Origin of the sequence: Acetoanaerobium sticklandii, from assembly GCF_000196455.1 — a bacterium.
In the GTDB taxonomy this organism is placed as follows: Bacteria; Bacillota; Clostridia; order Peptostreptococcales; family Filifactoraceae; genus Acetoanaerobium; species Acetoanaerobium sticklandii.
In genome coordinates this window covers 1,288,500-1,313,424 of record NC_014614.1, presented here as the reverse complement: position 1 = coordinate 1,313,424, position 24,925 = coordinate 1,288,500, and the positions used below count along the sequence as shown (strand labels likewise).

At 31.1% G+C, this 24,925-nt stretch carries 20 protein-coding genes and 1 other annotated feature; of the genes, 3 read left to right on the top strand and 17 right to left on the bottom strand.

Annotation, left to right across the window (positions count from 1 at the left end; translation table 11 throughout):
* Positions 1–15: 15 nt before the first annotated feature.
* From CLOST_RS05970 to CLOST_RS05955, 4 genes are all read right to left on the bottom strand, one after another.
* Positions 16–219 carry an indolepyruvate ferredoxin oxidoreductase subunit alpha gene (locus tag CLOST_RS05970; protein ID WP_041487127.1) on the bottom strand — a complete coding sequence of 68 codons (204 nt, stop codon included), beginning with the start codon at positions 217–219 and terminating at the stop codon, positions 16–18.
* 16 nt (positions 220–235) lie between these two features.
* Positions 236–1,147 (bottom strand): bifunctional enoyl-CoA hydratase/phosphate acetyltransferase, encoded by a 912-nt coding sequence (locus CLOST_RS05965; protein WP_013361368.1) that lies wholly within the window; start codon positions 1,145–1,147, stop codon positions 236–238.
* Between the two features lie 173 nt (positions 1,148–1,320).
* Positions 1,321–2,436 (bottom strand): tetratricopeptide repeat protein, encoded by a 1,116-nt coding sequence (locus CLOST_RS05960; RefSeq protein ID WP_013361367.1) that lies wholly within the window; start codon positions 2,434–2,436, stop codon positions 1,321–1,323.
* A complete protein-coding gene (locus CLOST_RS05955; RefSeq protein ID WP_013361366.1) occupies positions 2,417–4,222 on the bottom strand; it encodes a B12-binding domain-containing radical SAM protein in 1,806 nt (601 codons plus the stop codon). Before CLOST_RS05955 ends, CLOST_RS05960 begins: the two co-directional genes overlap by 20 nt.
* A gap of 206 nt (positions 4,223–4,428) precedes the next feature.
* Here CLOST_RS05955 and CLOST_RS05950 point away from each other — a divergent pair, with 206 nt between their 5' ends.
* Entirely contained in the window at positions 4,429–5,013 is a 585-nt protein-coding gene (locus CLOST_RS05950; RefSeq protein ID WP_013361365.1) for a zinc dependent phospholipase C family protein, read from the top strand.
* Between the two features lie 82 nt (positions 5,014–5,095).
* Positions 5,096–5,293, top strand: a complete 198-nt coding sequence (locus CLOST_RS05945) for a hypothetical protein (protein WP_013361364.1) — start codon at positions 5,096–5,098, stop codon at positions 5,291–5,293.
* A gap of 30 nt (positions 5,294–5,323) precedes the next feature.
* On the opposite strand, the gene CLOST_RS05940 is transcribed toward CLOST_RS05945, so the two are convergent.
* The 12 genes from CLOST_RS05940 to CLOST_RS05885 all read right to left on the bottom strand — a co-directional run bounded on the left by CLOST_RS05940 (position 5,324) and on the right by CLOST_RS05885 (position 21,453).
* Positions 5,324–6,160 (bottom strand): hypothetical protein, encoded by an 837-nt coding sequence (locus CLOST_RS05940; protein ID WP_013361363.1) that lies wholly within the window; start codon positions 6,158–6,160, stop codon positions 5,324–5,326.
* The gene (gene argS, locus CLOST_RS05935) at positions 6,160–7,860 is read right to left on the bottom strand and encodes an arginine--tRNA ligase (protein ID WP_013361362.1); all 1,701 of its coding nucleotides are present in this window, start codon (positions 7,858–7,860) and stop codon (positions 6,160–6,162) included. The genes CLOST_RS05940 and argS overlap by 1 nt, the downstream gene beginning before the upstream one ends.
* Positions 7,861–7,976: 116 nt before the next feature.
* The gene (locus CLOST_RS05930; protein ID WP_013361361.1) at positions 7,977–8,405 is read right to left on the bottom strand and encodes a Fur family transcriptional regulator; all 429 of its coding nucleotides are present in this window, start codon (positions 8,403–8,405) and stop codon (positions 7,977–7,979) included.
* An 81-nt stretch (positions 8,406–8,486) separates the two neighbouring features.
* Positions 8,487–9,515, bottom strand: a complete 1,029-nt coding sequence (locus CLOST_RS05925) for an alpha-hydroxy-acid oxidizing protein (protein WP_013361360.1) — start codon at positions 9,513–9,515, stop codon at positions 8,487–8,489.
* Positions 9,516–9,534: 19 nt separating this feature from the next.
* Complete coding sequence (locus CLOST_RS05920; protein WP_041487126.1) at positions 9,535–11,901, bottom strand: endonuclease MutS2; 2,367 nt, start codon at positions 11,899–11,901, stop codon at positions 9,535–9,537.
* Between the two features lie 19 nt (positions 11,902–11,920).
* Positions 11,921–14,215, bottom strand: coding sequence for a peptidase U32 family protein (locus tag CLOST_RS05915; RefSeq protein ID WP_013361358.1), 2,295 nt, complete (start codon positions 14,213–14,215; stop codon positions 11,921–11,923).
* Positions 14,216–14,373: 158 nt separating this feature from the next.
* Complete coding sequence (locus CLOST_RS13545; RefSeq protein ID WP_013361357.1) at positions 14,374–14,877, bottom strand: cell division protein ZapA; 504 nt, start codon at positions 14,875–14,877, stop codon at positions 14,374–14,376.
* A gap of 82 nt (positions 14,878–14,959) precedes the next feature.
* On the bottom strand, positions 14,960–17,326 hold the full coding sequence (gene pheT, locus CLOST_RS05905) for a phenylalanine--tRNA ligase subunit beta (protein WP_013361356.1): 2,367 nt from the start codon (positions 17,324–17,326) through the stop codon (positions 14,960–14,962).
* A gap of 13 nt (positions 17,327–17,339) precedes the next feature.
* Entirely contained in the window at positions 17,340–18,359 is a 1,020-nt protein-coding gene (pheS, locus tag CLOST_RS05900) for a phenylalanine--tRNA ligase subunit alpha (RefSeq protein ID WP_013361355.1), read from the bottom strand.
* Between the two features lie 49 nt (positions 18,360–18,408).
* Positions 18,409–18,613: a binding site (T-box leader), on the bottom strand.
* A gap of 38 nt (positions 18,614–18,651) precedes the next feature.
* The gene (locus tag CLOST_RS05895) at positions 18,652–19,437 is read right to left on the bottom strand and encodes a TrmH family RNA methyltransferase (protein WP_013361354.1); all 786 of its coding nucleotides are present in this window, start codon (positions 19,435–19,437) and stop codon (positions 18,652–18,654) included.
* Position 19,438: 1 nt separating this feature from the next.
* Positions 19,439–20,089 carry a potassium channel family protein gene (locus CLOST_RS05890; RefSeq protein WP_013361353.1) on the bottom strand — a complete coding sequence of 217 codons (651 nt, stop codon included), beginning with the start codon at positions 20,087–20,089 and terminating at the stop codon, positions 19,439–19,441.
* Between the two features lie 11 nt (positions 20,090–20,100).
* Positions 20,101–21,453, bottom strand: coding sequence for a TrkH family potassium uptake protein (locus CLOST_RS05885; protein ID WP_013361352.1), 1,353 nt, complete (start codon positions 21,451–21,453; stop codon positions 20,101–20,103).
* A 280-nt stretch (positions 21,454–21,733) separates the two neighbouring features.
* Between CLOST_RS05885 and CLOST_RS05880 the strand changes: the two genes are divergently transcribed.
* Positions 21,734–23,764: a methyl-accepting chemotaxis protein gene (locus tag CLOST_RS05880; protein WP_013361351.1), complete on the top strand. Its 2,031-nt coding sequence runs from the start codon at positions 21,734–21,736 to the stop codon at positions 23,762–23,764.
* Between the two features lie 125 nt (positions 23,765–23,889).
* Here the strand turns inward: CLOST_RS05880 and CLOST_RS05875 are convergent, their stop codons facing one another.
* Entirely contained in the window at positions 23,890–24,900 is a 1,011-nt protein-coding gene (locus tag CLOST_RS05875) for an electron transfer flavoprotein subunit alpha/FixB family protein (protein WP_013361350.1), read from the bottom strand.
* Positions 24,901–24,925: the final 25 nt, after the last annotated feature.

Sequence of the window (24,925 nt, the reverse complement as noted above, 5' to 3'; positions counted from 1 at the left end):
ATCTCTCCTTTGGCTCTATTTGTAAACTTCTATAGCTACATCAGGGCAAATAGTTGCGCAAAGCCCGCAACCTATACATTCATCCTGGTTAATACATACTGCAGTAAAATAACCTTTGTCATTTGCTGTGTCACCTATAGCTATTATCTTTTTAGGACATACTTCTATACATAGTCCGCAGCTCTTACAAAATTTCTCAATTACATTAATTCTTGGCAAGGGAATCTCTCCTTTTCTATTTACATTTGCTTGCAATATGTGAACCTAAAGCTATTGAATACAATTTAGTTTCATAATCGTCAGCTCTAGAAACTAGCACTATAGGTACTTTTGCTCCCATAATAATTCCAGCTGAGGTTGCTCCGGCTAAATAAGTAAGTGATTTTCCAAGAGCATTTCCCACTTCGATAAATGGTACTGCTATTATATCTACATCACCAGAAATTTCACTTTTAAAATTCTTCACTTTTGCAGCTTCACTTGAAAGTGCTAAATCCACTGCAAGAGGTCCTTCTACAATTATTCCATCTCCAAATTCATTATTATTGCACATATCTTGAAGTTCTCTGGCATCCATTGTTGCTGGCATTTTTTCGTTAGGTTTTTCTTTAGCCGCAATAACAGCCACTTTTGTAGTTTCTATACCTAGGGATTTTGCCACTTCGTGAGCATTTTTAATTATCATGGCTTTTTCTTTTACTGAAGGAGCTATATTCATTCCTCCATCTGTAAGAATTAATAATTTATGGTATGAAGGAACATCATAAAGCATAACGTGACTGATTAAATTTTCTGTCCTAAGACCGGTTTCTTTATTTAAAACAGCCTTTAATAAAATTGATGTATCAAGAAGACCTTTCATAAGAAAATGAGCTTTTTTTTCAACAACTAGCTCAACAGCTTTTTTTGCGCTTTCCTCTAAAGAAGTAGTTTCTATGATTTCATCATGATTTATTTTATAGTCTAGTTTTTCGCAAATTTCTATTATTGCTTTTTTATCTCCTATTAGTATAGGCTCTACTATATTATCCATAGATGCTTGTTTTAAGGCTCCAAGTACATCTTCATCCTCAGCTGCTGCTACTGCTAGTTTTAGTTTAGGGTTATTGGCAACGTTTTCCAACAATTCTGATAAGCGTTTTATCATAACATGCCTCCTTGATTTAAATTCAATATGTATTTACCTTATTTTTAAATTATACAATATGTAATAATTATATACAATATGTTTAAGTAATGTATACAAACATTTCTGAAAATATAAAAAAATCTTACTAAGTAGTACTATCCAGTATCTACTTAGTAAGATTTTTATTGTTTTTAATCCTTATATATCAATTTAATGCATTCCTGAACAATATCGTCATGGGGATCTATATTTTCAGCTAGATTAATATAGTATTTAGCTTTTTCAATATTTTCTAAATTATAATAAACCATTGAAATATTACATAATATCTCTATACTCTCAGAATCTAGTTCAAATGCATACTCAAGAAGCTCCAAGGCCTGCTCGAAATCGCCCAAAAATGCAAAACACAGAGCCATTTCATTAATAAGCTGAGGCTGAGAAGTATCAAGTTTATATGCAAATTCAAAATAATCTATTGCTGATTCATACTCTCCTTTTAATCTATTTATATAGCCTAGATAGAAATATGCTTCATATGAAGAAGTATCTTCATCAACTATTTCTTCTAAAATAGCTAGGGCTTCATCGTATTTTTCACTTTCAATGAGCTCACTAGATAGACTTATTTTTTCTGTAGTCTTAATTTTGACTAGATTATCCTTAGAGTCGTTTTCAAGAGAATCATCGAGTCCAAGTTCTATAGCTTTTTCAAAACATTTTTTTGAGGTACTTAAATCTCCATGCTGTAATGCAAAATATGCTAAATAATAATATGGCTTAGAAAATTCCGGATATAATTTGACTAGTGCATTAAAGCAATCCTCACTTTCAAGTTTGAAATCCACCTTTTTGCTATCTTCTAAAGCTTGCTCAGAAATTTCTTTACATAGCAGCGCATAGTTGAAGTATAAGTTCATTTCTGGTTCAAACATAGATAGATACCCTCTTGCAAATATCAAGCTCTCAATTAGATTGCTTTTTTCATATGCATCTCCAGCTAAGCTACTAGCTAGAGCAAGTGGATTTGAAGATAATTTTGTTATTATTGCTTTGTATTCTTTACTGTACTTAAAATAAGGGTCTATCCCTTGTATGAAAAGCATGGCACTTAATATATCTATTGTAGAAATTCCTTCTTTTTTTGAATTAGCCATGTCTATAAGTACAGATGAAAATACTGGAACCTCAATATTTTTATTAATGTTTATTCCTTCAATTTTTTTTAGAATAATATCATCTAAGGTTATAAAAACCAATTTATTTGTTTTTTCCAGTAAATATTTCTCAATTCTTGATTTGTTCATACAAACCTCCAGTAAACGTTACTTTATTCATAAAATCTTTCTCTCCACTATAATTAAACGCTATTATAGCTTTATGGTTTTTCAAATTCCCTTTGGTTTTTATATAGTCGATAATATCAAATTCAAATAGCTCAACATGAATTTTTTTTATTATTTCCATAGGATGTGAATTAGGATAACCAAGTTCAGATTTAATATAATCATTTGAAATCCAAGCTACAGCTTCTTCTCTTGTAATACTACTTAAATCATTTCTTAAAAATAAAGGAATAACTCTATTTCTTCCCATTCTTAAATAATCAAATCTAATTAGCTCTTTTATTTTATTTGTCTCATCTGAGCAAATCCTACTATAAAATTCATGTAAAAGTTTATATAGATCATCTCTAGATAAGGTTTTATTTTGGTAATATTCGTTTTTATATGCAAGTAAATCAGAAAATAATTTAAATCCATTATTATTGTAGTTATTGATATAAATATATTCTATACTAAGCATAAACATCCCACTGTTATAAAACAAGTCCACAATCTCTTCGATTTCTTTAAGAAATAAAATTTCGATTGCTGAAATGAATTTATTTGAAATCACTTCATAAGGTGGATAATTGCGATATCTATAATCAAATAACTCTACTTGACTCTTTATAGGACTACCCTTGAGCATTTTCAAAAATCCTAGTTGAAGTGCCTCAGGAAGTAACGCAAATACATCATTAAAGGATTTTTTAAAGCTCTCTAAATTTTCATATGGAAGTCCTGCGATTAAATCTAAATGCTGATGGATATTACCATATTTTTTTATTTGATTCACTCTTACAGACAATTTTTCAAAATTATCAATTCTATTTACAGTTTTAATAGTTTTACTATTTGTAGACTGAACTCCAATTTCAAATTGAAATAAACCATACCGTGCTTCTTTAATCTCTTTCATAAACTCGTCATCAAGCATATGAGCTGTAATTTCAAAATGAAAATTAATTTTGCCATTATCGATTTCCTTTAAAAATTTTATTAAAGCTAATGTAATTTCTTTATGGGAATTAAAGGTTCTATCTACAAATTTAATCTGTTTTGCATTTAAGACTACAAGTTTTTTCAAATCCTGCTTTACACTTTCTAAAGGAAAAAATCTGACTCCTTTTAGAGTTGACGATAAGCAATAAGAGCAATTAAATGTGCACCCTCTTGAAGTTTCAAAATAAACTATTTTATTTTCTATTTCCTCTTCAGTCACATAAAGATATGGGCTTTTTATCTGAGATAGATCAGCTATAGGAGGTGTATCCTTGTTCTCTATAAAATATATATCTTCATGTGTATTGTATCTATAATCTGAATATGGTGGTAGTTCGTTTGATTTATAAACGACTCCATCTATTTCTATATGTTTCTTAAATTTAGAAATAGAGTCAATAAGTTTTGGAAGAACTAACTCCCCTTCTCCTTTAATTATATAATCAATATATGAATGCTTATTAATAAAGTTAAGTGAATCAAAGCTAACTTCAGGTCCTCCAAGTATTATAATTAAGTCAGGATTAGCTTCCTTTAGTGTAGAACATAGCTTAAGAGTCTGCTCAACATTCCAAATATAGCAAGAAAAACCTACAATATCGTAATTTTTTTCGTAAATATCAGCGTATATCTTATCCAAGCTTTCATTTATAGTATATTCTTTTATATATGAATCACAGGTATCTTTTACACTAGAGTATAAATACCTTATAGATAGACATGTATGAATATATTTGGAGTTTAAGGTTGTTAATAATAATTTCATAATTTCTCACCATCTTCTTTTGATTTAGACTCATATTTTACCTATTTTATTAAGTTTATTCAACTATAAATATTATTTTAAAAATCCATTTTATGTTAATTTATTACTAATTATTGTAATTTATATAATAATCTTGTAAAATGGAATATGTAAGTTTTATTTAACTGCTAATTATATTTTTTATATATTTTGAAAGGGTGTATCTTTTGTTCATACCAACCCATAGAATTATAGCTAATCATATTTACGAGAATTTAAAAGACAGCTTAGATTTTAAACTTAGCAAGCCTATGCTTCAGTACGGAAATATGAAACCTGACGTGGCTCCAAGTTTAAAATCAAAAAAACATTATATGAATCCAACTTTTGATTTTGTTTTAGATGAAATTGTTAAGCTTATCGATGATGGACTACACGAAGATTTAATATCTATAAATGCTTTTTCTGTGAGATTAGGTGTAATCACACATTTTTTATCTGATTTCTTCTGCTTGCCACATCACGATAGAACTTATTTTTCTGACAAGTTAAAAGAGCACATGATTTATGAAAAAAATCTTCACTACAAATTCAAGGAATTTTCGGGATTAGACAAAATAACATTGCCCAGCTTAAAAACTTTAGATAAAGATGGAATTAAAGCTCTAATAGAAGAACTTCATCACGACTATGTTAATAGACCTAAAGGTTACGAAAATGATATAGTTAGTTCTATAAATGTGTCCTCTGCAATTGGTCTTCTAATTGTAGAAAACTCTATTTTATACGAGCCACAACTTATTGCAGTTTAATAACTCTTTTTATTACCCTAGTCCTTCTTTATTATGGTATAATATATTGTATTAAGAATATGGGCTAAGGAGTGGGTTTAAAATGATTAATTTTGATAAAATCTCTATAGATCAGATTTCCAAAAGAGATCTTCTGATAATAATACAGGCTCTTGATTATACTTACGAGAATACTAAAATAGAAGATTTTTCCAAATTGAAAGATTCTCTATTAGAGGAATTAAGATTACTAGCAGAAGTTCCTACACAAGATGAATTGATTAAAATTCTAAGTGCATAAAATATAGCCTCTCACTTGAGAGGCTTTTTTCTATGCTTTTTTAAATCTAAAAGTGTAGCTTTCAGATTTTGAAACAGCTTCAATTAATAAGATATTTTCATTGAAATATTTTTTTATAATTTTTATATTTCCAATCAGTGGTATTGTATATTCCTTATTAATTTCCATTTGGATGATATCAAGTGGATTTATCTTACCCTCATAAGCTTTTCTTTTAATTTTCATATTCCTTAGATTCAAGAGATAATCACTTAATACCTCTATATTAGAATTAAATTCTATTGTCTCTAAAGCATTTGTAAGCTTCTCTTTTACTATATCCCTAAGCCTAATAATAAGTTCTTTTTCTTTAATATAAAAACTTTTATCTTCCAAATTATAGAGGTTATTAAGAGCAAAAGTAAGAATTTTATCGTCATCGTCTAACATTAGCAGATTTATCTTGTATCTTTGGAATTCTATAATTTCTGATGAATCCTCCAGATCATTTTGATAAGCAATCAAATTTGGTTTTATCTGCTCATTGAGAATATATAATATAATTACATATATTGATAATGCAGTAGAGCTTGAGTTCTTGTACATTATATTATATGCAGTTACCGCCTCATTTAAAATTTCATTGATGTCTCTGTTTGCTATGATAATAGGAGCTAAGCATACAGCTAAGCTCCTATTATTCTTTATATCATAGTAATACTTCATTAAATTCAGTTCATCTTTCCATCTCGCCTTATCAACTTTGACACTGACAGTGGATGTGTCTGATGAAAGACTACGAACCAGAGACTTTAGCAAATAATTGTATTCATATTCAATTAAAATAGAAATAACTATATTTGAAAAAGCTTTGTCAACTATTAGCATTACATTCTCTCCGGCGCTTCCATTCCTAAAAGTTTAAGCGAATTCTCAAGTCCTATTCTCACTGCTTCAACTATAGCCAATCTAGCTGCTTTTACTTTTTCATCATCAACTAAAATTGGATTATCATGGTAAAATTTATTAAAGGCCTGAGCTAAATCCAAAATATATCTTGTTATATGATGAGGCTCATTTTTATCTGCTGCTCTTAACAGAACTGATTTAAAGCTGCCTAGTACTCTAATTACTTCCATAGCATCATTATTGTTGCCTAGCATTGAAAAATCTATTTCTGAACTAGGTTTCAAATTTGCTTTTCTAAGAACAGAGCAAGCTCTAGCATGAGTATACTGAACATATGGTCCAGTTTCACCTTCAAAACTAAGTGTTCTTTCCCACGAGAATGTATAATCTTTTATTCTGCTGTTTGATAGCTCTTGAAACACAACTGCTCCAACTCCAATTTGCTTTGCTACCTTATCAATATCTTCTAAGTTAGGATTTTTTTCAATTATAACTTCCTTAGTTTTTTGTATAGCTTGATTTAATACATCTTCAAGAAAAACAACTCTTCCTTTTCTAGTTGATAAAGTACCTTCCTCAAGACCAACCATTCCAAACTGAACGTGCTCACAATCATTCGCCCATTCAAATCCCATTAAATCAAGTATCTTCATCCACTGCTTAAAATGAAGAGCTTGCTGAGAGCCTACAACATAAATGTTTTTATAAAAATCATAAGTTTTCTTTCTATATATAGCTGCCGCTAAATCTCTAGTTATATAAAGAGTAGAACCGTCTCTTTTTTTAATAAGTGCAGGAGGCATTCCATAAGGCTCTAAATCAACTATATGAGCGCCTTGAGATTCTATAAGAACACCTTTTTCTTCCATTAGCTCAATAACTGCTGGCATTTTATCTGAATAAAAACTTTCGCCAGCATAAGAATCAAATGAAATTCCAAGCATATCATAAACCCTTGAGAATTCTTCTAGAGAAACCTCTCTAAAAAATTTCCATAGGCGAGTAGCTTCTTCATCGCCATCCTCTAATTTTTTAAACCATTCTCTTGCTTCATCCTCCATTTGTGGATTTGCTTCAGCTTTTTCATGATATTCTATATATAGCTTTAATAAGGTCTTAATTGGAGCATTTTTAACCTCCTCTTCATTTCCCCATCCTTTGTAAGCAACAATCAGTTTACCAAACTGAGTTCCGTAATCACCTAAATGGTTGATTCCAATTGTGTTATATCCTAAAAATTTATATAATTTATACAGTGAATTTCCAATAACTGTAGTACGTATATGACCGATATGAAAAGGTTTAGCTATATTTGGAGAGGAAAACTCAACAATTACATTCTTCCCACTTCCGATATCCATCTTTCCAAAATCTTCTTTTTTTTCAAGTACTTCTTTTATTACTTGAGAAGATAAAAGTATAGTATCAACATAAAAATTAACGTATCCTCCAGCATTTTCAATTGATTTTAAATATGAAGGTCTATTTAATTCTTGCGCTAATTCCTGTGCGATAATATTAGGCGATTTCCTGTATGTTTTAGCCAACTTAAAGCAAGGAAATGCAAAATCTCCCATTGCTGCATTTGGTGGAATCTCTATCATAGATAGGATTTCTTCATAAGAAAAATCGGATATTTTTTCTGATAATATTTTACTTACTTCAACTTTAAAATCCATAACTGCCTCCTAATATTATGTAGAATACAAAAAACTCTCGTCCTTGTAAAAAAGACGAGAGTAATCTCGTTTTATATATATAATAGCATAACTTATATAGTTTGAGAACAAGAACCTTAGGATTTGGTTGATGCACAATGTTTACAGATACCTCTTACAGTTAGTTCACTTTGGATAATTTCGAACCCTTCTAGATTATCTAGCTTAATATCAGAGTTATCTACTTCGAAATCAAAAATCGATTTGCATGAAAGGCAGATAAAATGTCCATGGGAATGTGAATTTACATCATACCTTGCTTCATTTCCATCTACGCTAAAGCTTTTTACAATATCATTTTCCACAAAGATATTAAGTGTATTATATACTGTAGTTTTAGATAGCGAAGGTATCTCATCAATAAGATCTGTGTATATATCATTTACTGTAGGATGATTTTTGTCAGCTAAAAGTCTTTCAAGTATTTTCACTCTCTGATAAGAGGGTTTGATTCCTTTTTCAGAAAGGAAATGACTTATTTCTTTAACACTATTCTCAATTTTCATTGTCATTCTCCTTTCATACCAAATTTGAATTCTTTACAAAATTATATCATATAAGTATAGTTTTTTAAAGAATTAATTAAATTAAATATCAAAATTATATGAAATCATATCTGAATTTATTTCGCCTATATTGTTTGCTCCGGTTAATATCATTGCTTGAATCAATTCATTTTTTAAATGGTTAATATAACTAGCTACACCTTCACTGCCGCCTCCAATTGCTCCCCAAATAATAGGTCTTGCGCAAAGCACGATGTCAGCCCCAGCTGCTATATATTTAAATATATCCCTTCCCGATCTTACACTTCCATCAGCCATAATAGTTATCTTTCCTTTTACTGCCTTAGCAATCTCAGGAAGGACTTCTATTGGAGCTAAAGTATCATCTAATATTCTTCCACCATGATTAGATACAACTATCGCTTTGGCTCCTATTTCTACAGCTAAAAGAGCTTCTTCTACTGTCATAATTCCCTTTAAAATTACAGGTAGATTTGTAGAGCTAATAATTTCTTTTAGTTCAGCCTTAGATTTTGGTCCTACAGGTTGCCCAAGTAAAGCCATAGTTACTAATCCTGCTCCATCTATGTCAACTCCTACAGCTAAAGCATTAGCTATTTCTGCTTTTTTTATATTTTCAATTATTTTATTATTTTCTCTTGGCTTGATTATTGCAATACCACATCCGTTTTCCTCTGTAATTGCATTTAAACCATCAATATAAAACTGTGGATTTCCACTATCTCCAATCATAGCAAAAGTATCGGCCATTTTTGATCCCGACACTACAGCTTTACAATAATCAGCTTCTGATAAATATCCACCCATATTTATTTCACTACCTGTAACAGGTGCACTAATAAGCGGAAGAGATAAATTTTGATTAAATATCATGATATTAGTCTCGGGCTTTTTTGCCTCATGAATAGTTTTTAGATTAAGCTTTACTTGAGAAATTTTTTCGTAGCTACGTTTCATAGCTCTTCCACTTCCAGTTCCACCCATACCTGGAACTTGTCCACTACAATAAATACCATTGCATTCACTGCATAAATTGCAAACACCTTTCATTCTGTCCTTTGCTAAGCTTCTTATCTCTTTGATATCCATTACAGCCTCCTATTAGCATTTATTTTAATTCAACTATAGTAACGCCCATTCCACCTTCACCATAGCCGCCATCTCTATAGCTTTTTACATGCTTATGACTTTTAAGCATAGCTTTTATACCATTTTTTAGAACTAAGGTTCCAACTCCATGAATAATTGTAACTCTAGGTAGTCCAGCAACATATGAGTTATCTAGATACTTATCTACTTCTATTCTTGCTGTTTCTAAATCCATACCTCTTAAATCAATTTCTAGCTCTGCAGTAGCTGTTTTATTTTTCATTATCTTACCAGCACCGCTAGATTTTACTATATCTTCATTTTGCTTTAGCCTTTCAAGAGATGAAAAAGGAAGATTGAGTTTCATTATTCCAATTTGAACTAAAGCTTCTTTTTTATCATTGTCGACTGAGACAACTGTAGCATTTTTTGAAAAACTCGGAACATATACTTCGTCTCCAGCAACTATTATATCTACTGGATTAATGACATCTTTTTCTGTTATTAAATCCTGATTTTTATATCCGTATTTATCCAGAGATGTTTTAATCTTTCTTCTAGAAGCTTCAATTTCTTTATTTATATTTTGCTTTTCTGCTCTTTTGCTCAGCTCTCTTAGCTCTTTTATAGCTTCATCAGCTTCTTCTTTTGCTTGCTGAAGTAATTTTCTCGCTTCATTTTTTGCTTCTTGTATGATTTTATCCTTTTGTGTATCTAATTTACTTTCTTTTTCTTTAAGACGTGTCTGAAGCTTTTTAGCATCTTCATATATGATTCTAGATTGTTCTCTTTCAGTCTCAATCTGTTTTCTATTATCATCAATCTCTTTTAGAACATCCTCCATTGAGATAGAATCTGAATCTAAATGATGCTTTGCTGCTAATATTATTTCTTCCTTAAGACCAAGTTTTCTAGATATTTCAAATGCATTTGATTTGCCTGGTATCCCTATCAAAAGTCTATATGTAGGACTTAGAGTCTGCACATCAAATTCAACAGATGCATTTTCTACTCTATTTGTTGTAAGAGCATAGTGCTTAAGCTCGCTGTAATGAGTTGTAGCGACTGTTATTAATTTGTACTCTCTTAGCCTATCTAAAATCGATACTGCAAGTGCTGCTCCCTCTAGTGGGTCTGTCCCCGCTCCTAATTCGTCAAATAAGACTAAGCAATTGTCTTTAACTTCGTCCAATATGTTTACAATATGTGTCATATGAGATGAAAACGTAGAGAGGCTCTGCTCTATACTTTGCTCATCTCCGATATCAGCAAAAATATTATCGAAAATACAAATTGATGTACCATAATCAGTTGGAAGGTGGAGTCCACTTTGAGCCATAATTGCAAATAAACCAATAGTTTTTAAAGTAACTGTTTTACCACCTGTATTTGGGCCTGTTATAACTAAGGTATCAAACTCTTTTCCGATATTTATATTTGATGGAACTACATTTTTAGGATCGATAAGAGGATGTCTTGCATTTTTTAAATTCATTACAAGATCAGAGTTAATAAATGGCTCTTGTGCTTTCATCTTAACTGATAGCTTTCCTTTAGCCATTATGAAATCTATTTCTGCTATCATTTGTTCATTAGTTCGTATTTCATGGTAGCTTAGACCTGCCATAGCTGAAAGAACAGTAAGAATTCTTTCAATTTCTTCTTGCTCTTTAACTTTATATTCTCTAAGTTTATTATTCATTTCCACAACAGCCATTGGCTCTATAAAAAGAGTAGCTCCAGATGAAGATGAATCATGAACAATCCCTGGAACATTTGAACGATTTTCAGCTTTCACTGGAACCACAAATCTGTCTTGCCTCATCGTTACTATTGCTTCTTGCAGATATTTCGAATACTGAGATGAAGAAACGATAGATGAAAGCTTTTGTCTTATTTGTTCTTTAGTATTTGTTATACTTCTTCTTACTTTGCTCAGTTCAGGACTTGCATTATCTGAAATTTCTTCTTCTGATATTATTGCATTATCTATTTCGTCTTCTAAATCTTTTAATATTGTTATGTTTTCACTTAATTGCTGAAGAATAGGGGTATTTTCTGAATCTCTTAAGAAATTTTTAACTTTCCTACAGATTCTTAGAGTGTCAGAAATTTTTAATAGCTGATAAGGCTCAAGTATAGCATCTATAGATGCTCTCTTTGCATATTCTGAGACTTGACCAAGAGCAGATATTGGCACATTTCCCCTTGTTAATATTATTTTTTGTGCTTCACTAGTTTGTTTTTGACTAAAAATTATATTCTCTCTACTCACAGATGGATATAAATTTTCTACATGCTTTTTCCCTAAGGTTGTAACTGTAAAATCCAGTAGCATGCTTTTTATACTATCAAACTCTAGTACTTTTAAGCTTCGTTTATCCATAATGTTTCCTTTCATATATTTAAAGATAGGATTCTAATATATTAATTGTTTCATCATATGATTCATTTAATAATTCAACTCTAAATTTACTAAATCCTTTATCTATAAAATTATTTACAGCGTTAATATTTATGTGCTTTGGTTTAGAAGGATATAGTATAGTTTTACAATTTATTGATTTTTTTAGTACATATTCATCGCTTTGTTTACTTGTTATTCGTGTATGCTCAAGCATACACTTTTTATATTTACAAGCTCCAGCATCATTTTTATGCGGACAATATTCAGTTATCATAAGCTTTGGATATAAATAAACCGGCATTTCCACCATTTGTATATCGTCAATATAATCTAAGCTACCACCGATTGAAAAAATCATCTCGGGTGTAATTGTAGTTTCACATGACTTCTTATGCATAAGATTGTGAGAAAATGAATTAAGTAAGTTTAGAGGATAGTCTAATACCACGTTCTCAAAAATCTGTGATTCAATATATCCTAGTGAAGAATGAAGAACTTTGATGTTGGGATTACTTTTTAGCATTTTATCAATTATGCTTATATCACTTTGTTTTATAACAGGTGGAAGTGCGTAATAAATGTTTTTATTTGGATATTTTTTTGATAGCAAACTATAAAGCTTATATCCATGAACATAGACTCTATCTACATTAAGTTTAATTGCAGCCTCAAACTGTTCTTGTTTATGAATTAGAACTGACCATTTTAGCTCTTTTTTTGATTTTTTAGAATGATTTATTTTAGCTGGATTAAATTCACTTTTAGATGCAATAACTCTTTTATTTGAATTAGACTGGGATTCAATTAAAAGTGAAACAGCCTCTCTCCTAAGTAAATTCAATGTTTTTATTGGTATAAATATATTCTCATCAATAGAAACTTCTATGCTATCAACAAAGAAAGGAGTATCTCCCATTTTTTGAATCTGGTCAATGATTGATTCTCTTGTTGTTGGTTTATTTAAAGCAGTAGCAGTATACTCTTCTAATTTATACTCGCCAGTGTTCCCTTTATAATCGTTCAATATTAATGTTGGATAGTTATTATTCCTAATTTCTACAAATGCTTTTATAGGTTTTTTCTTTTCTCTAGACATCCTGCTACTAACATCGTCCATAAAGATTTTATCAAATGTTTTATATACAATAAAACCAGGTTCAAATTTCTTTATAGAATCAATTGCTACTATTTCGCCTTTATCTGCACTTTTTACAATCGCATCTTTTTTTAGAATTCTACCTACAAATTCACCTGTATTAAGACCATCTCCTTTTGTAAGAGTATCAAGTAACTCTAGAATCAATCGTTTTGATTTTCTATCATACTCAATTACCTTTGCAACAGGCTTTCCAACATATTTTTGAAACTTATGGTTCATTATTTTACTACCCTTATCTTGGCCGATATAGCCTTTTGTAAAATCTCTATTAAATACTTTATCAAGCTCCAAAGCACCATAATTCATATCTAATGAAGATATACTAGGCTCATGTTTCATTATCGTATTATCAATCGCTTGTCTATAAGCACTAGTGACAGCAAAAACATATTCGCTTCTTTTCATACGACCTTCGATTTTTAATGAATCTATGCCTGCATCAATTAAATTTTCCAATATATCTAAAGTATTTAAATCTTTTGTACTAAAAACATACTCTTTATCAAGTAGGGGTTTATTTTCAACTGTTGCTTTATATGGCTCTCTGCATGGCTGAGCGCACATTCCTCTATTGCCCGATCTCATGCCATTCATACTGCTAAACAGACATTTCCCACTATAAGAAACGCATAAGGCACCATGCACAAAAGCCTCAACTTCAACATTTGTTTCAGTTTTTATAGCCGATATTTCATCGTAGCTGAGCTCTCTTGATAAAACAACTCGAGATACACCTAGTTCCTTTAAAAACAATACATCTTGAGCTGTACTTGCTGTCATTTGAGTAGATGCATGCAATTCCAAATCAGGAATTCTTTTACTTATTATATTGATCATTCCTAAATCTTGTAATATAACTGCATCTACACCAATCTCATACAAAAAATCAATATAATTTAGAAAATCACCTATTTCTTCATCCTTAATAATAGTATTGGCAGTAATATATATTTTGACCCCGATTTGGTGTGCGTAATCGACTGCATCTATTAGCTTATCGTCCTCAAAATTTCCTGCAAAAGCCCTTGCTCCAAATCTGCTTCCGCCCATATATACGGCATTTGCTCCTGCCATTATTGCCGCTTTTAATGCTTCTTCATCTCCTGCTGGAGCTAAAAGCTCAATTTTTTTCATTTAAACCTCCAATAAATAAACTAAATCATAATAGCAATCCTGCAAATTACTAATGGTATAGAAAACCTTACTATACTAATAATAACGTTTGTTAAAACTGCAAAAGAGCCTTCATTAATAATTATGAAGGCTAATTTGAATTAAAATATTCTATTGTTTTATTTTTTTTCCTCTAAGTCTACTATCTTTAATTGTAGCTCATACAGTCTATTTTGAAAGTCATTAACTATTTCTTCTGCCTCTATCAGTCTATGCTCAGTTTCGATAATATTAGATTTTAAGCTCGCAATTTCATTGTCTTTTTCAGTAGCTAAAACTTTCCATTCCTCTATTTTTATGTCTTTTTTCCCAAGCTCATCATCTTTAAGTGCAATTACTCTTTCAAGGCTTTTAATTTGATTCTGACAATCCTCAAGCTCCTTAATAGGCTCGCTAAGAGTTTTTTTGAATTCCAGATTTTTTCTTACTTCAGAATAATATTCATCCGCTATATTAATCGAAGTAAGTACGGCTGTCATAACCTGACTAAGCTTTGGATTAGCTTTGGCAGTAGCTTCAATCTGTTCATCCACATGAGCTGCTAGCTGTAATAAATATTCTCTCTTTTCTTCTCCAACTATAGTATATTCGTGATTCGCTATTTTTACAGTTACTTTGTTCATGAAAAAACCTCCACTGTTATTGTATCTTATGAGTTTATTTTACTATATTTGAAGAAGAATACAAATAAAAACTGCATAAAAACTAAATTTCTCTAAGATGCGCTCCAAGTTCATCTGCCAAATGAGTTAAAATCTTTGATTGTACTAAGTTTATTTCCTCATCTGTAAGAGTTCTATCTAGTGCTCTATAGGTTATTCCATATGCAACTGACTTCTTCCCTTTTGGAACTTGATCTCCCATATATATGTCAAATAATTCAACTTTCTCAATTAAGCTATTTCCTTTAGAAATAATTAAGTTTTCGATACTTCCTACTGCTATTTCTTCAGATACAACAAGAGCAATATCTCTTTTTATAGCAGGAAACTTAGGAACCTGCTTGTATAGCTTCAGCTTAGTTCTTATACCTGATATTATATCAAAATCTAAGGTAAATAAATAAACTCTTTTTTTAATGTCAAATTTTTCAGCAATAAGAGGGTGAACTTCTCCTATAAAACCTATTTGTTCATCTCCGGATGAGATTTGAGCACATCTCATAGGATGATATAACTCATTTTCTGAAAATGGCTGATAACTTCTAGATTCTATACCAATATAATCTAATACTCCTTCTAATCTTGATTTCATAGTAAAGAAATCTTCTTCTTTTCCATAAACCCCAGCCACTATAGCTCTCTTTTGAACAGGAGCATCAGGGTTAGAAAAAATATTTCCTACCTCAAAACCACTGAAGAAATCTACTTTTCTAGATAAATTTCTAGATAAAATATCTAGCATAGCTGGAACTAAACTAGTTCTCATAACCGAGGTTTCTTCACCGAGAGGATTAATAAGCTTAACTGCATTAGAAAGATTTTCTCCAATTTTTTCTAAAGATGTCGGGCTAACAAATGAATATGTTAAAACCTCTGTTAAGCCGTTTGACATCATTGCATCCTTAATATAATCTTCAAATATTCTATCCTCAGTTTTAACACCTGAAGTAAGCTCTCCAACTATATTTTGTGACAATATATTATTATATCCATATAATCTAGCAATTTCCTCTACAATATCTGCTTCCATATCTATATCTAATCTAAACTCTGGAACTTCAATACTTAGATTATTGCCTTGAATCTCAGTTTTGAATTTGAGTTTACTTAGAATTTCAGACATTTTTTCAGGGCTAAGCTTCTCTCCAAGCAGTTTATTAATTCTATCAATACTAACAACTACAGTTTTAACTTCAATCTCATTTTCTAAAGTATCTTTTTTTCCTGATAAAACCTTACCATATCCGTAGTAATCTATAAGATGACATGCTCTATTAATTGCTTCTTCAGCCCTAGATAAATCTATTCCTTTTTCAAATCTTGCGGATGCTTCCGTTCTTAAATTAAGCTTTTTTGAAGTATGTCTTATGTTATCTGCATTAAAATTTGCACTTTCAAGAACAATGTGAGTTGTTGTATCACTTACATCTGAATTTTGACCACCCATAACTCCAGCTATACCAATATTCTTTTGTCCATCAGTAATCATGAGCATTTCAGAATCTAGTTTTCTTTCTAAATCGTCAAGCGTGTAGAAAGAATCATTGTCACTTGCTCTTTTAATTACAAATTCCTTTGTCGAAAGTTTCGATGCATCATAAGCATGCAGAGGCTGTCCATACTCAAGCATTACAAAATTCGTAATATCAACTATATTGTTTATTGGTCTAATGCCAGACTCAATCAAGCATCTTTGCATAAAATAAGGTGAAGGCTTTATTTCAATATCTTTAATTTCTCTAATAATAAATCTAGGACATAAATCCTTATCTAAAACCTTTACTTCATACTCTATAGCCTTATCAATTTCCCTAAAATCACTCTCTGGTAGTTTTACATCCTTGTCTAATGTTGCAGAAACTTCATGTGCAAGGCCAATGATAGATTGGCAGTCTGGTCTATTTGATGTAAGCTCAAATTCAACTATGTAGTCATTTAACAATAATGCTCTTCTAACATCATCTCCAAGGGTATATTCTCCTCTTAAAAGCAATATTCCATCTCTAGATTCAATATCTACATACTTTTCGTCTATACCAAGTTCTATTGCCGAACAAAGCATACCTTCAGATACCTCTCCTCTTAATTTACCCTTCTTAATTTTGATTCCTCCAGGTAAAGTCGACCCGTGAAGTGCCACTGGTATTATATCTCCTACGCTAACATTTTTTGCTCCTGTTACTATCTGAACCTCTGAGCTTCCTGTATCTATTTTAGTAATGATTAGCTTATCGGCATCTGGGTGTGGAGTTATGCTTGTTATTTTACCAATAACAACATTGCTTATATCTTCTCCTACTTCTTCATAACCCTCAACCTTTGTTCCTGACATGGTCATAGCGTCAGAAAAAGATTTTACATCAACATCTATATCAACATATTTTTTCAACCATTTTAAAGGTGCTTTCATTGTTCATTCCTCCTTAAAATTGACTTAAAAATCTCATATCATTTTCATATAAATATCTAATATCATCTATTTCGTACTTAGTCATTGCAATCCTATCAACACCCATACCAAAAGCAAATCCGCTGTATATTTCTGGATCAATTCCACAGTTTCTAAGTACATTTGGATGAACCATACCCGCGCCTAAAATTTCCATCCAGCCTTCTCCTTTACATGTAGGGCAACCACTTCCTGAGCATTTGAAACAGCTTATATCCATTTCAGCACTCGGTTCAGTAAATGGAAAGTTATGTGGTCTGAACTTTGTCTTTGTGTCCGGTCCAAAAAATTTATAAGCAAATTCTTCTAGAGTAGACTTTAAGTTCGCAAATGTTATATGCTTATCTACCACTAAACCCTCTAACTGATGAAACATTGGAGAGTGAGTTGCGTCTGGAGTATCACATCTGAAACATCTACCTGGAGATATTACTCTAATTGGCGGAGTATTCTCTCTCATTGTTCTAACTTGAACAGGTGAAGTCTGGGTTCTAAGAAGTAAGTTTTCACTTATATAGAATGTGTCTGACATATCTCTTGATGGGTGATTTTGTGGAGCATTAAGCGCATCAAAATTATTCTCAATAGTTTCAATTTCAGGCCCTTCTACTACAGAAAAACCCATTGACATAAAAATCTGTTCCATTTCTCTTACAACCTTTGTAATAGGATGGATTTTCCCTACAAATTTTGTTTTTACTGGGATTGTAACATCTATCGATTCTGTTTTAAGCTTCTGGTTAATTACAGCAAGCTTTAGAGACGATTTTTTTTCTTCTATAATGCTTTCTATTTCTCCTCTAACTTCATTTGCAATTTTACCAATTACAGGTCTTTCCTCTGCTGATAGCTTTCCCATTTCTTTTAATATATTTGTTAGCTCACCTTTTTTCCCCATATATTGAACTCTTAAATTTTCTAAAATATCCATTTCCTCAACTGCACTTAAAGATTTTAAAGCTTCTTCTCTAAGCTGACTTAATTTGGTTTTCATTTTTACACCTTCCTTTGATAATTTAATGTATAAAAAAAGACCTTTAATAATCAGGGGCAATTAAATTGCGGTACCACCCTGAATCAAAGGACTCTCGTTGATATTTTATCGCTTTTTCTTGCGAAAAGCCTACATAATATTTTCAGCTTTTAGCTCAGAAGTGAACTTCTTCATTAACAGTCATAAGAACTTTCAGCAACCGTTCTCTCTCTGAAATGCTATTAATAAATACTTTTCTTCGTCATAGCTATATTTTATTTAGATATTTAAATATATTATCATAATTATTAATCTAAAACAACGTTCTTTCTTTAAGTTTGTACATTAAAATTCCTCCAGCTATTCCTACATTGAGAGATTCAGCTGCTCCATATAAAGGAATTTTAACCTTTATGTCAGAGAGGTTTAATAGTTTATCATCTATGCCATTAGCTTCATTTCCAAGCACTATAGCGACTTTAGACTGTATGGTGCTAAGTACATTATAATCTAATGCATTCTCTAATGATGACGAAATAATTTTATAATCATTTTTTTTAAGAATATTTAGGCTTTCATAGTCATCAATGAACAGAATTTTTAAATGCATAAGTGAGCCCATAGCAGATCTAACTACCTTTGAAGAATATATATCCGTTGTCCCTTTTGTGCATATTACAGTACTAATCCCTGCGGCATCTGCTGTTCTTAAAATAGTTCCAAGATTGCCGGGGTCTTGAATTTTATCTAATATAAGTATATCGTTATTAAAATCAATATCGTCAATCATAAAGCTTTCAAAATTGCATATGGCAACTATTCCTTGCGAGGTAACGGTATCGCTAATCGTCTCCATTAATTTACTTGGAACAACAAATGATTTATCTCCCGTATTTTTTATTATATTAGAATATCTAGGTTCATTTATCCTATCTTCTTGAATAAATATGAGATAAATTGTCTTAGGATTCTCAATAGCGAGTTCAACATTTCTTAAGCCTTCAGCTAAAAACATCTGATTTTTTTTTCTATATTTACTTTGCATAAGCGACATAGCTAGTTTGTATTTAGGATTATCAAAAGATTCAATACTTTTCATATTAGCCTCTTTCTTCGACTTTATTAATTTGTTCATTTTTTCCTATTACAACTAAGATGTCCCCAGGTTTCAATACATCATCAGCCTCCGGAGAAATATTAATCTGCATTCCATGCTTTACTGCCATAACATTTATTCCGTAATTAGCTCTTAAATCTAAAGTCCCTATTGTTTTTCCTATCCATTTTGAAGGAGCTACTATTTCAGCAATAGAATAATGTGGGTCAAGTTCAATGTATTCCAAAACATTTTGAGATACTAAATTGTGAGCTACTCTTATACCCATATCTCTTTCTGGAAAAACAACTCTATCCGCCCCTATTTTATATAATACTTTTGCTTGAAGCTCGTTTTGAGCTTTACAAAGTACATAATGAACACCCAGCTCTTTAGCTATCAAGGTAGCCATTATGGAGGACTGAATATCAGAACCTATACTTATTACTGCAACATCAAAATTTCTAATACCTAAAGATCTAAGCACATTTTCGTCAGTACAATCAGCTTCTACAGCATGAGTTACTTGCTCAGCTATATTTTGAACTTTTTCTTCATTTTTATCTATCGCCAAAACCTCATGGCCTAAACTATATAAGGTTTTTGCAACCGACGAACCAAATCTACCGCATCCAATTACAACATAGTTTTTCATATTAATATCTCCTAACCGACAATCACTTTTTCTTCTGGATAATTATATAATGATTTCTTTTCATTACTTGCTAGTGCTAGCAATATTGTCAAAGATCCTACCCTGCCAATAAACATAGTAAATATTACCAATATTTTACCTATATTGCTTAATGAAGATGTCATCCCTAATGACAACCCAACTGTTCCAAAAGCTGAAACAGTTTCAAACATTATAGTTAAAAAGTCCTGCGCTGGTTCAGTAAGTGATAATATCATAGTGCCACTTATAACTACAAATATTCCTATGAAAACTACAGCCAAAGATTTGTTTACCGCTCTATAAGAAATTCTTCTACCAAATATCTCAACATTTTCTTTACCCACAATTAGAGTTCTTACTGCAAGAATCAAAATTGCAAGTGTTGACGTTTTTATTCCACCTGCTGTTGAGGCTGGAGAGCCTCCGATAAACATAAGTATAATTGTTAATAACTTTGAGCTGTTTTCCATACCACCTAAATTAATTGTATTAAAGCCCGCTGTTCTTGGTGTTACTGACTGAAATAATGATGCTAGTACTTTTCCCTTAATAGATAGATTTTCCATAGTATCTGGATTTGAACTCTCCATTATAAAAAATAAAACAAACGATATAGCAATTAAAACAAAACTTAATGTAATAACTATTTTTGAATGTAAGTTAAGTTTTCTGAAACTTCTTTTAGCTACTACATCAAAAATTACGGTAAAACCAAGCCCACCTAAAATAATAAGTAACATTATAGTGATGTTAACAACACCACTATCTACAAAAGGAATTAGAGACCTTCCTCCGCCAATTAAATCAAATCCAGCATTACAAAATGCAGATACTGAATGGAATACTGAATAAAAAATACCTTTTTTAAATCCGTATATAGGAACAAACTTTAATGAGAGCATAAGTGCCCCTATAAACTCTATAAAAAAAGTACCATATAGCATTTGTCTAGTAAGTTTAACTACCCCTGATAATGTACTTTGATTCAATGATTCTTTTATTATAAGTCTTTCTCGTAAAGATATTTTTTTACCAAGTAGCATAGCTCCAAGAGTTGCAACTGACATGAAACCTAAACCCCCAATTTGGATCAAAAGCATTATTACTATTTTTCCAAAGGTTGTCCAGTAAGTTCCCGTGTCAACCACTACGAGGCCAGTCACACAAACTGCCGATGTAGCAGTAAATATAGAATTTAAAAATCCTACATTCTCATTATTTATAGAAGCCATAGGTAAATTCAGTAGAATTCCTCCAATAAGAATTACAATTGCAAAACCTATAACAATAATCTGCGATGCAGAAAATTCATATTTATGCTTATCTTTTGGTATCCTAATCATATCGTTCTCCTTTTTTTGTTAACACATTATATTATAACTCAAACAATATATATTTCAATCATGCTTTGAAAGTATTTTTATTTTTTGAAGAACTTAAATATTAATCTAAATAATCTGTAGAATACTCTTTCTTTTCATAATAATTTCATTATTAATCTGTATTATTATTTTTATCTATATAATTATTTTTTTATAGAAATACTTTATAGTCTGAAAATTAGCAATATGTTAAAATGAACTTGCAGTTTAATTTTTTTTACATTTGAGGGGGTTTTTCATTGTGGCAAAAAATCGAAGTCTGGTCAACAAGGTATTAATAAGCAGTCTATCTTTAGTAATTTTAGTTTTTTCTGTAACTTTTTATTTAAATATTAGCTCAAATATCAATTTTTCTAAAAAAACAGTTGAGCAAAACTTAATTTCGGAATCTTCTTTAATTTCTTCTTCAATAAATCAATTTTTTGAAAAAAGTGGTGCTTTAGTTATCCAAGGAGCTACCAATAGTACATTTAAGGAATTTATGAAAATAGCCGAAGACAGGGATCTGTTATCTACATATCCTGGCTACGCTGATGTTCTAAACGAGCTGAACATAATAAAAAGTTTAGATGAAAATATACTGTCTATTTATGTTGGTCCTATAAAAGCAAATACTATTTTGGTTCAAGATGGCTGGGTAGGAATGGATGATTTTTCGCTTAAGGATCGCGGATGGTTTAAGCAAATGAAGGAAGCTAACAAACTCATATATACAGATGCTTATGTAGATGCAATCACAGATAAAATGGTTGTTACTATTGCAACTCCAGTGTATGACAATGGTGAGCTACTTGGTGCTTTTGGAATAGACCTAGCTATAGATCAATTACCTTCTATAATTAGTCAACACACAATTAAAAACGAAGGCTATGCATTTTTAGTTGATACACAAGGGTTAGTATTATATCACCCTAATGAAGAAAAAATACTAAATGAAAATATAACAGAAATAAGTGGTAACCTAGGTGAAATTGGCAAGCAAATGATATCTGGTAATACAGGTATAGGAACTTATGATTATGATGAGAAAAATCATATCATATCATATTCTCCTTTGAACGCCAATGGTTGGTCGCTTGGTGTTACCGTCGATGAAAACATTGCAATGAAACAAGTTAACAAATCTACAAACCAAAGTATAATTATGGTTATATTAGGTATACTAGTAATTGGCGTTGTACTATATAGTGTAATTAAAAACTCTTTAAAACCAATCCCTAAGCTTGTAGAAACAATGCATCTTATTTCTTCTGGTGATTTAACTTCAAGAGTAAAGGTTACATCTAATGATGAAATTGGAGAAATTGCAACTACATTAAATCAAATGTTAGATAATCAGCAAAGCATAATTAAAGAGGTTGTAAGTGATTCAAAATCTCTTATGAGCGCTACAGAGTCTTTAGCTACTGCGATGGATTTGTCAAATGCAAGTATTGACAATATCTCTACTCAGCTTAACGATATGTCTGGTAGATTTCAAAATAATGCTAGTATAGTTGAAGAGGCAACTGCATCAATTAATGAAATTACTGATACTTCTCAGATTGTATTTGAACAAGTTAAGCAGGCTTCACAATCAACAGAATCAGCGTTAAATTCTGTTGACTATGGTAAAAAAGAAATGGTCGAAATTGTTTCTTCTATAGGTAAGGTTAAAGAATCTTCAAACGAAGTTTATAAGGTTATCGAAAAATTAAAGGCTTCATCTTTAGAAATAAGTGAAATAGTAAATATAATTACATCAATTTCAGAGCAGACCAATTTATTAGCCCTTAATGCATCTATAGAAGCTGCCAGAGCCGGAGAGCATGGAAGAGGTTTTGCAGTAGTAGCAAACGAGGTTGGTAAATTAGCCGAAAATAGCAATCAGTCAGCTCAAAAAATCAGTTCTCTAATTGATGAAATCCAAGTTGACATAAGCCAAGCAGATAAAATTATGTCTCAAGAAAATACTTTAGTTGAAGATAGTGTAGCAAAAGTTCATGATACTAACCAAGAATTTGGAAAGATATTTAGCGAGATAAAAAATATGGCTGAAAAAATAGCTATAATAACAGAATCATCAAGAAAGCAATTCGAAGTAACTGAGCAAATGCAGCAAGCTATGAATGAACTATCAGAAACTACACAAAACAATGCTATTTCAGTTGAAGAGGCAAGCAATGATATAGTATCTCAAGTTAAGAACTTTGATAATATATCAAATCAAATATCACAAGTTGAAGAAATAGCTAAATCATTAGAATCAGAAGCCTCTAAATTTACAATATAAAACTAAATATCAAATATATTATTCATTTAACTTAAATCTAATAATCATAAAAAAAGCCTTATTCCCAAGAATGAATTACATTCTTAGAAATAAGGCTTATTAATTTAAATTATTATGGTTTATACTTATTGCTCTTTTTTTGACTTCTTAAGTTCTTCAGTAAGAAGAGGAAGTACTTTTGATACGTCTCCTACTATACCTAAGTCTGCAACTTCAAATATTGGAGCATCTGGGTTTTTATTAATTGCTATAATTAGCTCAGACTCTTCCATACCAGCAATGTGCTGAATAGCTCCTGATATTCCACAAGCAAAATATAAATCTGGTCTTACAGTTTTACCTGTTTGACCTACTTGTCTGTCCTTATCTAGCCATGCGTTATCAATAACAGCACGAGAGCCAGAAACCTCTCCTTTAAGTTCATCAGCCAGATCATATAAAGGATTCATATTTTCTTTTGAACCAATACCTCTTCCTGCTGATACTAAAACTTTAGCATCTTCAATATTTACTTTTTTATGATCTTCCTTAACTATTTCAAGCACTTCAACATTTAAATCCTGTGCATTTAAACCAGCATCAAAATCAATTACATCACCTGTATTTGAAGTATTTCTTTCAAGCTTAAGCATAACTCCAGGTCTAACAGTTGACATCTGCGGTCTATGGTCAGGACAAATAATCGTTGCCATAATATTTCCACCAAATGCTGGTCTTGTCATCATTAAATTTCTTGTCTCGTCATCGATATCTAAAGAAGTACAGTCAGCAGTAAGTCCTGTATGTATTCTTGCAGATACTCTAGGTGCAATATCTCTACCTATTGATGTAGCTCCAACTAAAACAATAGCTGGTTTTTCATTATTAATTACAGCAGTAAGCGCTTTTGTATATGGCTCATTTGTAAAATTCTTTAGAACTTCATGATCAACTGTTATAACCTTTTCTGCTCCATGATAAATTAATTCATTAGCAAGAGCCTTAATGTTATGGCCTAAAACCACAGCACTTAGCTTTTCACCTAATTTTTCAGCTAACTCTTTTCCTTTTCCAAGCAATTCTAATGATACCTTTTGAATTTCTCCGTCTCTTTGCTCTATATAAACTAAAACTCCTTTATAATCTGCTAAATTCATTGTTTCAACCTCCTCACATAAATTA

Coding starts and splice junctions, on each gene's coding strand:
- pheT (WP_013361356.1), bottom strand. CDS start 17,326: ATGAAAGCACCTTTAAAATGGTTGAAAAAATATGTTGATATAGATGTT.
- CLOST_RS05885 (WP_013361352.1), bottom strand. CDS start 21,453: ATGATTAGGATACCAAAAGATAAGCATAAATATGAATTTTCTGCATCG.
- CLOST_RS05960 (WP_013361367.1), bottom strand. CDS start 2,436: ATGAACAAATCAAGAATTGAGAAATATTTACTGGAAAAAACAAATAAA.
- CLOST_RS05930 (WP_013361361.1), bottom strand. CDS start 8,405: ATGAAAATTGAGAATAGTGTTAAAGAAATAAGTCATTTCCTTTCTGAA.
- CLOST_RS05925 (WP_013361360.1), bottom strand. CDS start 9,515: ATGGATATCAAAGAGATAAGAAGCTTAGCAAAGGACAGAATGAAAGGT.
- argS (WP_013361362.1), bottom strand. CDS start 7,860: ATGGATTTTAAAGTTGAAGTAAGTAAAATATTATCAGAAAAAATATCC.
- pheS (WP_013361355.1), bottom strand. CDS start 18,359: ATGAAAACCAAATTAAGTCAGCTTAGAGAAGAAGCTTTAAAATCTTTA.
- CLOST_RS05920 (WP_041487126.1), bottom strand. CDS start 11,901: ATGGATAAACGAAGCTTAAAAGTACTAGAGTTTGATAGTATAAAAAGC.
- CLOST_RS05955 (WP_013361366.1), bottom strand. CDS start 4,222: ATGAAATTATTATTAACAACCTTAAACTCCAAATATATTCATACATGT.
- CLOST_RS05915 (WP_013361358.1), bottom strand. CDS start 14,215: ATGAAAAAAATTGAGCTTTTAGCTCCAGCAGGAGATGAAGAAGCATTA.
- CLOST_RS05875 (WP_013361350.1), bottom strand. CDS start 24,900: ATGAATTTAGCAGATTATAAAGGAGTTTTAGTTTATATAGAGCAAAGA.
- CLOST_RS05945 (WP_013361364.1), top strand. CDS start 5,096: ATGATTAATTTTGATAAAATCTCTATAGATCAGATTTCCAAAAGAGAT.
- CLOST_RS05965 (WP_013361368.1), bottom strand. CDS start 1,147: ATGATAAAACGCTTATCAGAATTGTTGGAAAACGTTGCCAATAACCCT.
- CLOST_RS13545 (WP_013361357.1), bottom strand. CDS start 14,877: ATGAACAAAGTAACTGTAAAAATAGCGAATCACGAATATACTATAGTT.
- CLOST_RS05940 (WP_013361363.1), bottom strand. CDS start 6,160: ATGCTAATAGTTGACAAAGCTTTTTCAAATATAGTTATTTCTATTTTA.
- CLOST_RS05890 (WP_013361353.1), bottom strand. CDS start 20,089: ATGAAAAACTATGTTGTAATTGGATGCGGTAGATTTGGTTCGTCGGTT.
- CLOST_RS05895 (WP_013361354.1), bottom strand. CDS start 19,437: ATGAAAAGTATTGAATCTTTTGATAATCCTAAATACAAACTAGCTATG.